The following is a 12834-nucleotide window of genomic DNA, read 5'->3' on the forward strand; positions in this document are numbered from 1 at the left end:
TGCCTCCGTTTCTCCAGTAAGAAACAAAAACACTGACTAAGAAGGTCAGTGTTTTAACGGACAACCTGCGCTTGCCCTAGGCCGTCGCCTCTATCCAGTCCCTGACGACTTGCGCAAGGGCTTCCTTTCCGGCCTTAATGTCCTTCGTCTCCGCGAATTTGATCGTCGCCCTGTCCGGGGCCAAGAAGGTCAACAGCCCCGTTGCGTCCTGGAAGCGGAACTCCTGTTCCTCGTCCGATGGAACCTTCGCGCCGCGATGAAAGATGAGCAGAAAGAAGTCTTTGGCGCGCAAATTCATCGTGACCCGATCCTCCCCGTTCGCGCAGAAGCTGGGAGCGTTCCATTTGATCCGCTCAGTAAGCCTGTTGTCGGCGCCAAGCACGATTTGCCGCACGGTCTCGATGTCCTTTTTCAAGGGATGCTCCAGTCGGTTCATGAATTCCTCGACCTGTCGATGTCCGGAAGGCTTCATTGCGGCATCCCGCTCATGTCCATGTAAAGCACGTTCCACCGGTGGCCATCCAGGTCTGCGAACCCCGCTCCGTACAGCCAGCCGTTATCCTTGGGCCTGCCGAAGACGACGGCTCCCGCTTCCTCGGCCTTTCGCACCAGCTCGTCCACTTCCTCCTTGCTCTGCGCATCGATGGAGATCAGCATTTCCGTCCCGCGCGTCGTGTCCGATACCTCGTTGCCCGCGAAGCCTCTGAAGGCAGCCTCCGGGAACAGCATCACCAGAATTCCTTTCTCTCCAATGACCAGGCCCGCAGCCTCGTCGCTGCCTTCATGTCGCGGATGGAACGCGAAGCCCAGCTTGGCGAAGAACTCTCTGGATTTGGCCAGATCCTTCACCGGCAGATTGATCCACAGCTCTTTGGTCATCCTTGATTCCCCTTTATATTAGAATCGTCTTCATGCGTCTCCAGGCTAGGAGAAAAACAATCGACGGACGCTTTCCTTCCTCAGCCATAAGCCTCCCCATACGAGTACAGCCACATACACGGGAAACAGCGTATGGGTGAACAGCGGAGAATCCAGCCTCACATGAGTCGCGATCGCCCCGCCCAAATAGCCGGTCAGCAACACAGCGCCAAGGAAGGCCGTCCTCGAAAAGGCATAGAGTAGAGTCGAGATCAACCCGATGATCCCGATCGCCGCGAGATGATGCTCCGCATAGCCGAGCTCCAATGTGCTTTCCACCACGACGGCGGGCTTGAACAGCTTCCCGACGCTGTCGAACAGCATGAACGCGATGGCCGCCCCGCTCAGAATTCCTGCCGCCCACGTTCTCGTTTTCGTTTGCTCCATCCGATAAGCCACCCTTTGTCCAGTTTTGTTGCCTCCATCATAACACAGAACTTAAAGCCATATTTCTTACCGATTGCCCTTCTAACCCGGGCAAGGGCCGCGAATCCGGATTCGCGGCCCTTGCTTCTTATATTCTGTGCGGGGTTAGCGCTTCTCAGCCAATCGCGGATCGTTCAGGGCCGTACAGGCCATCACGAAGGCTCCAACGCCATGAAGATCGTTACGGCTCGTAGGCCGGGTAACGTAGTTCTCATAGTCTCCGGCGGAGGTTCCGATGCAGATATCCGGTAATACGACGCCCCCTTGATCATCCACAATCAGCTTGCCGACCAGGCCTTCATAGCCCTTAAGCGCCGCGTGTAAGCAATCTCGCTCCACAACGTTCTGTTGAACGGCTTTGGCAATCGCGTATACGAACAGGCTTGAGCAGGACGTTTCCAGCCAATTATCAAGCAGATGGCCTTTATCCACCACCTGATACCATAGCCCGCTTTTCTCGTCCTGATAGCGGATGAGGGCATGGATGAACGCTTTCTGCACACCCTCCAGCTCAGTTCGGTCGGGATGCCCGCAGGGCAGCAGATCGAGAAATTCCGCCAGAGCGAGCCCGTACCACCCGAGCGCCCTTCCCCACAGTTCCGGCGAGCAGCCCGTCCGGGCATCCGCCCAGGACATTCGCCGCGTTTCGTCCCACGCATGGAAGAGAAGGCCCGTGCGCTCATCCCTCATTGCTTTACGCATCAGCCGCTCCTGATGGATCGCCATTCCGATCAGGCTGTCCTCCCCATAAGCAGCCGCATATTTTAAGGCGAAGACGCCCCCCATATAGAGTCCGTCCAGCCACATCTGTCCCGGGTATTTGTCCTTATGCCAGAAGCCGCCCTCGGACGTTCTATTCAAGGTGGCGTACAATGCCCGCAGCTTGTCCGCGGCTATTCGATATTTCCGCAGCCCAGTACGCTTCTCCAGTCGAAACAGCAGCAAGCCGGCCTGGATGGCATCAAGCTCGTCCCTCGCAAAATAAAAATTGCCGTAATCATCCACCAGCCCGTCGACGTATTCCTGGATATATCGGTCGTATCGAAGCTCCTCTCCCGCTTCTTGCAACTGCTCCATCCCGCAGAGGAAGACGCCTTGGTGATAGTGCCAGCGGCGAGCCGGGGGCAGCTCCCCGGGAGCGTATTGCTTCATAAGCGTGTCGCACGCGGCCGTCGCCCATTCCAGGGGACTTCGTCCGCCCTGTTGCATGCTTGACATGGCTAATCCCTCTCCTCTCTCTATGCCTATCCTTTAATCGATCCCAGCAGCGCGCCCTTCGCAAAATGCTTCTGCAAGAAAGGGTACACGAGCAAGATCGGAAGCGTCGCGACCACGATGACCGCCATCTTCACGGTTTGATCCGGCGGCGGCACCGTGGCGTCCAGACTGGAGCTATATTCCATCCCGCTGGCCAGCACCACGATCTGCCTCAGCAGCACCTGGATCGGCCACTTATCGCTGCTGTCCAAATAGAGAATGGCATTCAGATAGGTGTTCCAATAGGTCACCGCGTAGAACAGGGAGATTGTGGCGATGACGGGCATGGAAAGCGGAAGCACAATTCGGAAGAAAATCCCGAAATCGTTGCAGCCGTCGATCTTGGCCGATTCCTCCAGTCCCTCCGGGATGTTCTGGAAGAAGTTTTTGAGAATGATCAGGTTGAAGGCGCTAATCGCGATAGGCAGAATAAGCGCCGCGTAGCTGTCGATCAGATGCAATTCCTTCACGACCAGGAAGGTCGGGATCAGCCCGCCGTTGAACAGCATCGTGAATACGACGGCGAACATAATTGCCTTTCTTCCGTCCAGATCCTTGCGCGACAAGCCGTAAGCCATCATCGAGGAAATCAGCATGCTGAACAGCGTGCCGATCAGCGTGACGAGCACAGACACGGCCATCGCCCGGAATATCGTGTTCGTCGAAAATATAAACTTGTACGCGTCCAGACTCCACACCTTCGGAATAAGCACGAACTTATTGACCGCCAGCTCCGCGCTTGTCGTGAACGATCCCCCGATCACATGAACGAACGGCAGGAACGACGCCAGGGCGATCGCCGAAAGCAGCATATAATTAAAGGTCGTGAACAGCTTACCGCCGATTGTACGATCCTCTACCATTTGTTGGCCTCCTATCCGAGCTAGTAAACGCCATCCTCGCCCATTTTGCGGGCCAGCCGATTGGCCGCCATGACCAGCGCCAGCCCGATGAAGGATTTGAAAAATCCGATCGCCGCGCTATAGCTGTACTGTCCCTGTCTTAATCCCGCCGTGTAGACGTAGGTATCGATAATTTCGGCTACGTCGCGGTTCATCGAATTGAGCAGCAAATACACATGCTCGAAGCCCAGCTCCAGCACATCTCCGATTTTCAAGATCAACAGAACAATAATGACGCTTCGGATCGCCGGCAGCGTAATATGCCAGATTTGTCTGAACCGGCCGGCTCCGTCGATTCTAGCCGCTTCATACTGCTCCACATCCACGGACGCGATGGCCGCCAGATAGATAATCGTCCCCCAGCCCGCCTCTCTCCAGATGACCTGAAGGATGTACATTGGCCTGAACCAGTCCGAGCTGAGCAGGAAATTGATTTTCTGGAACCCGAAATAAGCGATCAGCTCATTGATGATGCCCCCATCCATCGTCAGCATGACGTAGCTGATGGAAGCGATAATTACCCACGACATAAAGTGCGGAATATAGATCAAGGTTTGAACCGTGCGCTTGAACGCCGCTGCGCGCACTTCGTTCAAGAGCAGCGCCAGCAGAATCGGAATCGGGAAAAAGAACACCAGGTTCATTCCGAACAAAATTAACGTATTGCTGAGGATTTGAAGGAAATCCGGCTCCGCGAACAGCCTTTCGAAATGCTTGAGCCCTACCCAATCGCTCCCGGAGATTCCCTTATAGGGCTTAAAATCCTGAAACGAGATGACCAAGCCGTACATCGGCGCATACTTGAAGATCAGAAAATACAAAATGCCGGGGAAGATCATGACGTACAGCCATTTGTTTCTCTTCAGCCTTCTGCTCAGCTCGCTGCCGCGAGACTTTCGTCTGATCGGCATCGGCAGCCTTCCCGGTTGAACGCCCGCTTCCTGCATAGGATGCATCCTTTCCGCAATTGAGGTGGGAGGAAGAGGGCTTTCCCTGCCCGATGGACGGGGAAAGCCTTTCTCCGAATCGAATCAAGCTACGGGCTATCGGTTCTTATTGGCGGTACGCCGCATTAAACTCCTCGATAATCTTGCCGCCTCCTCGCTTATTCCAGTCGTCGATCATCGCTTTGAAGCCCGTCTCGTCGATCGTTCCGTACATATATTTGTAGGTTGCGTCTTTGATCAAGTCCTGAAGCTGAACGCCCTGAGACGTGAAGGTCGGAGAATCCAGGGCCGCAGTCGGGTCCTGAATGGCGATCTTCTCGTTCTCGACAATCCATTGCTCCGCATGAATTCTCGCTTCCAGCGTGTGGTAGGGAACCAGCATGCCGTTCGTTTCCGGCTCGCCGATCGCGCTATCCTTGAAGCCTTTCACTTCTCGCTCGATCTTCTCCTTGTCGTCCAACTCCTTCGCTTTGCCGTCCACGACCTCATAGTGCTGGCCTTCAATCCCCCAGAACATCGTCGTGGACACTTCAGGAGTCATAAGCTTATCGAAGAATGCCAATATTTTTTTGAGCTCCGCTTCATCCTTGATCGCCGATTTGGGGAACAGCACGACGTTGTTGTAGCCCGGAATCGACCAGGTGTAGGCTTGACCGTTCGGTCCTTTGATCAAAGCGTGCGTGTCCACCACCGCTTCGGGCGCATTCTTGATCAGATCCTTCTGCAGGGAGTTGACATCCTGCATATTACCGATATAAATGCCGGCCTTCCCGCTGGTAAACAGGTTGGTCTGATCGGTTTTGCTCGTGGCGGCAAAGTCCTTGTTCATGTAGCCGCCGTCGCGGAGCTTCTTCATATAGTTCATCGTGTCAATGTACGCAGGGAACATGAACTCAGGATTGAGCTTGCCGTCCTGCTCCCCCCAGTTGTTCGGCGTTCCGAACCACGAGGAGACCGTCTTGAAGGCGCCGTAGATCAGATCGTTACGGTCCGCCAAACCGATCGTGTCCGGCTGGTTGTTGCCGTCCGGGTCCTTCTCCGTAAATTGCTTGGCCATCTCGAACAGATCATCCACCGTCTCGGGCGCTTTAAGCCCGAGCTTATCCGCCCAGTCCTTCCGGTAGATGATCCCTTGCCGGGCCAGCGGTCTTCCGACATATAAGCTGTAGAGCTTGCCGTCCACCTTCGTATTGTTCAGCACGAATTCCTTCATCTTGCTCAGATTCGGATACTCGCTCATGTAAGGCCCGATCTCCCAGAACTGACCTTCGCGGATCGCATCCTTCATCAGCAGGAACGTCGATTGATTTTTAAGATAAGTCACCTGTGGCAGCGATCCTGTCGCGAATGAAGCGTTCAGCTTCTCCTCGTACGTGTCTGCAGGGAAAAACTGATAGGTCAACTCGGTGTTGGTCAATTGCTCGATCACCTTCTCTACCGTATCCGGCGGAGTTTCGGCAATATTCAGCGGCAGCATGATCGTAATTCGGGTCGGCGGCTCCGCCTCCGGCGACGCCGATGCGGATTCCGCGGCTGGCGATTCTCCCGGAAGGCTCCCGGACGGAGAGGCGGCAGGCTTCTCCTTGTTGTTGCCCGAGCAGGCCGACAGCAGCAGGGTTGCGGCCAACATCACGCTAAGTAACACCGATACGCTTTTCTTCTTCATTCCGTACTGACCTCCCAATTGGAATCGTGTCTTGCACTTCCGACGATAGAGAGGATTCGAAATTACGTATACAATCATTTGCTCACATCGCCCTGGCGCGCCTGGCGATCTGATGAAATGATTATGGGGAACTCCCCCTCAACAAGCAAAAACGCCTTCGGCGTCCTCCGACAGCCGGAGAAGCTTTGCGGAGACGATTCAGAGAAGGATAAGCGTGAAACTTATAAAGCCTGTATCGTCAAGTAAAAACGGCTTCGCCCGCCTTCGGCACGGCGGCACACGTTTTGTATCGCGCGATCAGATGAGGATAAAAGAGGTTTGAATCTTTTACTTTCGGATCGTTCAAGAAAAAGACGCTACGGGCTTGCGCCCGTAACGTCGTTATCGAAATAGTCGTTCGTATATTCGGCGATGATCTTGCTCCCGCCGTTTCTCTTCCATCGTTCGATCTCCTGCCGGAAGCCTTCTTCGTCCAATTGGCCTAAGATGTAATTGTAGGTTGCATCCGAAATAATCTTGTACAGCTCTACATTTTTCTCGTCCGCGGTGTCCGACTTCAGTCCGACCGTCGGATCGCGCACGATAAAGCTTTCGTTGTCCTCGCTCAGCCGTTCGGCCGTCTCGCTTAAGCTGTCTTGCTTGACCACCTTCATGATGTTCGGATTGCTGAGATCCGCGATCATCAGCGTATAGATGACGCTCAGCTCGTTCGCTCTCAGCTCCTTGCTCTCTTCCGGCAGAATAACCCGATCGCCTTCCGTCTGGTAATGGCGTCCTTCGAAGCCGTACTTCATCAGATTCGCGACATCCTTCTCCATGGACCGATCGAAGAAGCGAAGGACCTCCAGAAGCTCATCTTCTGTTTTAATGGCTTTCTTGGAGAACAGGTAAAGGCCGTTATAATTCGGGATCGACCAGATCTTATAGCCCTGAGGCCCTTTGATCCGGTTGATCAGGGCAAATCTGGCCTGCGGATTGATCAATTGGGCCGCATCCGCCAGCCGCTGGACGTCCAGCATGCTTCCCATGTAGACGCCCGCTTTGCCCCGGATGAATAAATCCCGCTGAACCTCCTTGCTCGTCACGGCGAAATCCTGATTCATGATTTTCTCCTCATACAGCTTGCGCATGAAGTTCATCGTCTCCAGATACTCGGGGGTTTCAAACTCGGGGACAAGCCTCTTCCCCGTCACTCTCCAATTGTTCGGCGTTCCGAAGTACGAGCTCAGCGTCTTGAAGACCCCGAAGATCAGATCGTTTCGGTCCGCAATCCCGATCGTATCGTCGATACCGTTGCCATCCGGGTCCTCGTAAGTAAACGCTCTCATGACCTTGTACAGCTCGTCAATCGTCTCCGGCTTGTGCCTCCTCAGCTTCTCCAGCCAATCCTCGCGAATAATAATGCCTTGGCGGGACGACAGGCGTTCCGTATACAGTCCGTATATCTTGTCATCCAGCGCGGACTGGTTCAGAATCTCGCCGTTTAACGTATTCAGATTCGGGAAGCGCTCCAGATACGGGCCGATCTCCCAGAATGCTCCCGATCTTACGGAGTTTTTTACGACGTTGTAGTCTGTGTACTTGACGAAGGTCGCCTTCTTCAACGAATTCGTCATCAGGGACGTGTTCATCTTGTCCGAGTAGATCCCATCCGGCACCCACTTGATGTCCAGACGGGTGTCCGTCAGCCGTTCGATCTCCTTGATCAGCGCCGGGTCCGGCGCATGAGGAAAATGCAGCGGAGCCATAATGCTGACCAGCGGACGATCGTCGGCCGATTGTCCGGTTGTCGTCGGGCCCGCGCAGGAGGCCAGCGAGAGCGTTGCCAGCAGAGCGGCCGACATCACGCAGCCGAGCTTCAGCAGACCGTGCAGATTATTGGCTGCCATCGCGAATCCTCCTTGTACATGCTGGATTTATGCAGGAATCTAAGAAGATGATTATCGATGGAGCAGATGATTATTGTTCGGATTGTATCCGAGGCTTACAATAGAACTATCTTAGGACATAGGGTGTTGGCTTGTATGCGTTCATTCAGTTTCCTCACCAGGATGACGATCTTCGGATTTTTGCTAAGCACGCTTCCGGTTGTATTCATCGGCGTCTTCTCTTACATCACATCCTCCAACCAAATACAAAATCATGTAAATAAAGGAAATCTCCAGCTTCTCACGCAAATTAATGCCAATGTAGAACAAATTCTCACAACTGTCAATCACACCTTGAATCAGACGATCAACTCGACCGTTCTCAAGAAGGCGATGGTTACTCCGCTGACCGTGAACGATTTTATGCTCTACGACAACATCAGGAACGAGCTTCGCCACATGCAATCGTTCGATACGAAGGTCGAGGACGTCATCCTGGTGAACGAGCGTCAGAACTGGATGATTAAAAATTCCGGACTTTATCCGTTCGATCAATACGAGCATTACGACACGCTGAACGGCTTGGTGAAATCGGACGCTCTAGCCAACTGGATATTGACTCCGACCAGCTGGTTCTACAGCGAGGAGAACGCTTCGAACGTCATGTGCGAATACAGCATCAGCCTGGTCAAGAAGCTTCCCGTGAACGGCTTGGAGAAATACGGACTCGCCATCGCGAACATTCCGACCTGCAGCTTGCAGGAACTGCTGAATGCGAGCCCGGAACAGACCGATCGGATGATGGTCGTCGACGAGAATTATCGCATTCTTATTCATCCCGATCCTGCTCTCATCGGCAAACCGATCGCCGAATCCGGGTTTGCCGCCGTTGAGCAATTGCAGAGCTCGTCTGGACAAATCAAGACCGAAATCGATCAAAGCTCGTATTCCGTGACCTATTACCGCTCTTCGTTTAACGACTGGACCTATCTCTCCTATACTTCGATCGCTAGTCTGACGCAAGAGTCCGATAAGATCGGAAGGTATACGTTGTACGTTTGCCTGCTTCTGCTGCTGATTACGATGACGCTCGCCTGGCTCGGCTCGCGCCGGATGTATTCTCCGATTCAATCGCTGCTAAAGCAGGTCAGCGACAGCTTTCCGGGAATCGGCAGGAAAAGCTCGAACGAATTTCAAGTGATCGGCGAACAGCTGCGCAATCTGTTCCAATCCAAATCGCAGCTGGAGAAGGAAGTTCACCAGCATATCGGGCAGGTTCGAACGTATTTCCTGATCAAGGCGATTCAAGGCAACGTTAAGCTGAGCGAGCTGTCGGAGCAACTGCACAGATTCGGCTATGGCGAGCAGCTGGAGAAGTGGAGGACGATGGTCGTTCTGACGCTGCAGATCGATACGCTGGAGGGAACCCGTTACGAGAAGAGAGACATGGATTTGCTGCTGTTCGCGATCCATAACATTATTGAGGAGATGCTTCCTTTCCCTCGAAGGCTGACGCCGGTAACCCTCGACTCGACTATCGTGACGATACTGGGCAGCTCCAGCGAGGCCGACGGGGAATTCAACGCTTCCTTATATTCGGTGACCGAGCAATTGCAGCAGAACGTACAGCGCTATCTGGGCCTGCAAGCCAGCATCGGCATAAGTCTGACCTTCGATTCCTTTTCGAATCTGCCTGCGGCTTACCGGGAAGGGCTGGAGGCTTTGAAGCATCGCTTGAAGCTGGGCAAGGGAATTATAATTCAGTACGAGAACCTGAACTCAGGCAATCATTATTTGAACATGAATTACCCGACACTGGTGGAGAACGAGCTGATGGACGCGATCAAGCTTTGCGAGGCGGAGAAAGCGAAGGAGCTGCTGGCCCAGTTTCTCGTGCCCGTGTTCCATGCGGATTTGTCCCCGCAGGAGTGCCAGCTCCCGCTGGCGCGGCTGCTCAACAACCTGCTCATTGTCGTGCAGGAATCGGGCATTCGTCTGAATCAAATTCATCAGGCCAGAAGCTCCTTATACGAGGAGCTTCTGGAGCTCAATACCGCGCCCGAGATCGAGGACTGGTTCTGGACGATTGTCATCCATCCGATGATCCGGGTATTCCGGGACAGACAAGAGGCGCAATACCACAATATTTCCGAGAAGGTCATCGATCTGGTCCAGCATTACTACGACACCGATTTGACGCTGGAGGATTGCGCGGCGAGGCTGCATTACAACGCCAATTACTTGAGCAGCGTGTTTCGCAAGGAAACCCGCATCTCCTTCACCGAATACTTGACCTCTTACCGGTTCAACATGGCCAAGAAATGGCTAGCCGAATCGGATATGCCGATTAAGGATATCGCCGCGCGGCTGAGGTACACCAACCCGCAGAACTTCATCCGCTCCTTCCGCAAGCTAGAAGGCATGACTCCCGGCCAATACCGGGACAAGAAGACTGCGGGTGGATAAGAGAAGGCATAGCCGAATCAGAGGTCACGCATTGACATCGGTAATCGCCGGAATATGAATTTCTTTGACGCATGCGACTCTCGACAGGCTGACAATACACTTTACGATCGACACGATATCCTGTACCGGAATCCTTGTGCCGTCATATTCGGCAATCGCCCGTTCAGGACCTTCGTCATATGGAATTTCAGCCGCCAGCTCTCCCGGATTAATGCAGGTGACCGCAATGCCGTCCTGGCGCACATGCTCCCTTAAGGCGTTGGCAATGCCGCGCAGTCCGAACTTGGAGGCGACAAACGAGACTTGAGCGTTGTTCGTATGATCCAACCCGGCTGTCGAACCGATCAAAATCAACTTGCCCGCTTCCGATCGACGTAAATTAGGCAGCAGCACCTGGATGCATATAATCGTTGACGTGATATTAACATGGATGATATTGGCTATATCCGTTGGCTCGTCCTTCTCAAAATCATAATGGCTTTCGAAGCCTTCCTTCTCCCAAATGCCCACGTTGTACACCAGGACATCTATTTTTTCTTCCTGCAGGGCATTCGCAATCCGCCGCGAGGCATCCGGCTGCGCCAGATCTGCAGCGATCCAGGTCCGCTTGACGCCATCCTCGCGCGCCAAGCTGGCCGGCTTGCTTCTGGACACGATCCAGACCTGATCCCCCTGCTCGGGGAGCCCTTTGACAAAAGCATCTCCTAATCCCTTGCTCGCTCCAAAAATAATATAGTTCTTCATTCTATCTCCTTGTGTAATTCGATAATCGGATGCATCTTCAGGTCAATCCCACCAAAAATGCCAAATCTCTTGCTTCATTAAATAATCCGCATATTGCCCAATAGAATCGAAGGACTCCAGTACATATTGACAGAACATAAAATGCTCCTTGGCCAGCCCCAACGCCTCTGCCTCCGATGCAGGGAGCCGCTGGGCCCGAACCGCCCATGAGGACTCCGTTACGGCAAGCGGCACGATCCCGTAGGCGTCTTGCCAATGCTTGAACAGAACCGCCTGGTAGACGGGCTGCGGACATTCATTGTAGCCCCCCATCGGAATGATCAGCGGAGCATGAAAACTTTCATCCGGCTGGAGCGCAAGCAGCAGTGCGCCGTCCTCGGCACGGGAAGCAGCCCACTCGCTATCGATTGCGGGATACGCATACTTCGCCTCCACCCGCTGCTCGTCCAGCATCTCGTGTCCTTCCCATACAAGCGCATACGCCGCATAGATGCCGGCCTCGTCCTTGTCGTCCAGCTTTTTTTGTTCAGGAGGCAGCTCTACGTCGTGCAGATAAGCGCTTACGATGCTGCGCAGCGCATCCAGCTTCGACATGCTCTTGACCGACGCCAACTGCGTCCCGACAAATGCCGGCAGAGAATCTTCCTCCTCCAGCGCCTCCTCCATCATCTCCAAAATGTTGCTGCTGGACAGAACCAGCAGGGGCGTCCTTCCGTCTTGTCCTTCTAAGGGGAACGCCAAATCCTCAATGTCGCTTCTCGTACAGTTATACGGCTTAAGCAGCTCTGCGATTTCTTCCATGTCTGTTTCCTCCCCTATCTATTCTTTTCTGCAGAATACTCGTCTTTCGTTAATTAAAGGGAATGTACCATATTTCCGCATCGAACGAAAGAAACGTCCTATCCGCCGTACTCCTCTTCCGGATGTCCGAGTTTCGCACGTAAGGCAGCGCCTCGTCCTCCTGGTTCTCGGATCGATGCAAATAAGCGACGCGATGAAGCGCAACGGAGGTTTTGCCCGATCCGGCCACGCTCTGTATGATCAATTCGTCATGGACACCTTTCTCTCCATGGTCCATATTCACAGAAAGCGCCCGCAATTTACGCGGGCGTAATTGGATCAACATGTATTGAGGAAACTTTCGTGGTTTTTACACGTTGCCTGGTTAATTAAAGGCTACAGCGTATTTTCATTAGAATTCATCTAAGTCTATATCTAAATCAATGATTTTCTGTTCACCATCAATCGTTAATACTGTCTGAGTATAAAGTACTTTATCTTCAGGAAGTATATTTATCAGTTTGTCCTTATCGTAACTATATACTTCATTCTTATCTAATATCTTTTCGATACCGACAGAACTGACAACAAATTCTGGACGATTAGAGCGATCTCCGAGAACTGTAACAACCAAAGGATCGGTGTGGATGATCTCAATAGAGTTGTCCCCTGTATACACCAATTCTGTATGAACTTGAACTTTCGATACTTCTACTTTTTCGACTTTGACTTGAAGTGTAATTAGCCCGGATGAAACTTCCTTAATTATAATATTGTTCTCTTTGCTTTGACATCCGATTACTAAAAAAAGAAAAAAGCTTAAAATGATCATTCGTTTCATTTTTTTCAATCCTTTCTGC

At 53.0% G+C, this 12834-nt stretch carries 13 protein-coding genes; 1 reads left to right on the forward strand and 12 read right to left on the reverse strand.

Annotation, left to right across the window (positions count from 1 at the left end; genetic code table 11):
- Nucleotides 1–76: 76 nt before the first annotated feature.
- The 8 genes from ACFO1S_RS18345 to ACFO1S_RS18380 form a co-directional block, all read right to left on the reverse strand.
- Nucleotides 77–511 carry a DUF1801 domain-containing protein gene (locus tag ACFO1S_RS18345; protein WP_378127306.1) on the reverse strand — a complete coding sequence of 145 codons (435 nt, stop codon included), beginning with the start codon at nucleotides 509–511 and terminating at the stop codon, nucleotides 77–79.
- Complete coding sequence (locus ACFO1S_RS18350) at nucleotides 469–879, reverse strand: VOC family protein (protein ID WP_204604299.1); 411 nt, start codon at nucleotides 877–879, stop codon at nucleotides 469–471. The genes ACFO1S_RS18345 and ACFO1S_RS18350 overlap by 43 nt, the downstream gene beginning before the upstream one ends.
- Nucleotides 880–924: 45 nt before the next feature.
- Nucleotides 925–1305: a DoxX family protein gene (locus ACFO1S_RS18355; protein WP_204604300.1), complete on the reverse strand. Its 381-nt coding sequence runs from the start codon at nucleotides 1303–1305 to the stop codon at nucleotides 925–927.
- Nucleotides 1306–1449: 144 nt separating this feature from the next.
- Nucleotides 1450–2562, reverse strand: coding sequence for a glycoside hydrolase family 88/105 protein (locus tag ACFO1S_RS18360; RefSeq protein ID WP_204604301.1), 1113 nt, complete (start codon nucleotides 2560–2562; stop codon nucleotides 1450–1452).
- A 26-nt stretch (nucleotides 2563–2588) separates the two neighbouring features.
- Nucleotides 2589–3464, reverse strand: coding sequence for a carbohydrate ABC transporter permease (locus ACFO1S_RS18365; protein ID WP_204604302.1), 876 nt, complete (start codon nucleotides 3462–3464; stop codon nucleotides 2589–2591).
- 20 nt (nucleotides 3465–3484) lie between these two features.
- Complete coding sequence (locus ACFO1S_RS18370) at nucleotides 3485–4450, reverse strand: ABC transporter permease (protein WP_204604351.1); 966 nt, start codon at nucleotides 4448–4450, stop codon at nucleotides 3485–3487.
- Between the two features lie 106 nt (nucleotides 4451–4556).
- Nucleotides 4557–6116 (reverse strand): extracellular solute-binding protein, encoded by a 1560-nt coding sequence (locus tag ACFO1S_RS18375; RefSeq protein WP_204604303.1) that lies wholly within the window; start codon nucleotides 6114–6116, stop codon nucleotides 4557–4559.
- A 356-nt stretch (nucleotides 6117–6472) separates the two neighbouring features.
- A complete protein-coding gene (locus ACFO1S_RS18380; protein WP_204604304.1) occupies nucleotides 6473–8005 on the reverse strand; it encodes a type 2 periplasmic-binding domain-containing protein in 1533 nt (510 codons plus the stop codon).
- A gap of 135 nt (nucleotides 8006–8140) precedes the next feature.
- On the opposite strand from ACFO1S_RS18380, the gene ACFO1S_RS18385 reads away from it, so the two are divergent.
- Nucleotides 8141–10450 carry a helix-turn-helix domain-containing protein gene (locus ACFO1S_RS18385; RefSeq protein ID WP_204604305.1) on the forward strand — a complete coding sequence of 770 codons (2310 nt, stop codon included), beginning with the start codon at nucleotides 8141–8143 and terminating at the stop codon, nucleotides 10448–10450.
- A 24-nt stretch (nucleotides 10451–10474) separates the two neighbouring features.
- Here the strand turns inward: ACFO1S_RS18385 and ACFO1S_RS18390 are convergent, their stop codons facing one another.
- The 4 genes from ACFO1S_RS18390 to ACFO1S_RS18405 all read right to left on the reverse strand — a co-directional run bounded on the left by ACFO1S_RS18390 (nucleotide 10475) and on the right by ACFO1S_RS18405 (nucleotide 12815).
- A complete protein-coding gene (locus ACFO1S_RS18390) occupies nucleotides 10475–11194 on the reverse strand; it encodes an SDR family NAD(P)-dependent oxidoreductase (protein WP_204604306.1) in 720 nt (239 codons plus the stop codon).
- 42 nt (nucleotides 11195–11236) lie between these two features.
- Nucleotides 11237–11995 (reverse strand): DUF4253 domain-containing protein, encoded by a 759-nt coding sequence (locus ACFO1S_RS18395; protein ID WP_378127308.1) that lies wholly within the window; start codon nucleotides 11993–11995, stop codon nucleotides 11237–11239.
- 49 nt (nucleotides 11996–12044) lie between these two features.
- Nucleotides 12045–12278, reverse strand: a complete 234-nt coding sequence (locus ACFO1S_RS18400) for a hypothetical protein (RefSeq protein WP_378127309.1) — start codon at nucleotides 12276–12278, stop codon at nucleotides 12045–12047.
- Between the two features lie 108 nt (nucleotides 12279–12386).
- Nucleotides 12387–12815 (reverse strand): hypothetical protein, encoded by a 429-nt coding sequence (locus ACFO1S_RS18405; RefSeq protein WP_204604308.1) that lies wholly within the window; start codon nucleotides 12813–12815, stop codon nucleotides 12387–12389.
- Nucleotides 12816–12834 lie beyond the last annotated feature (19 nt).

This window comes from Cohnella boryungensis, from assembly GCF_042651945.1.
In the GTDB taxonomy this organism is placed as follows: domain Bacteria; phylum Bacillota; class Bacilli; order Paenibacillales; family Paenibacillaceae; genus Cohnella; species Cohnella boryungensis.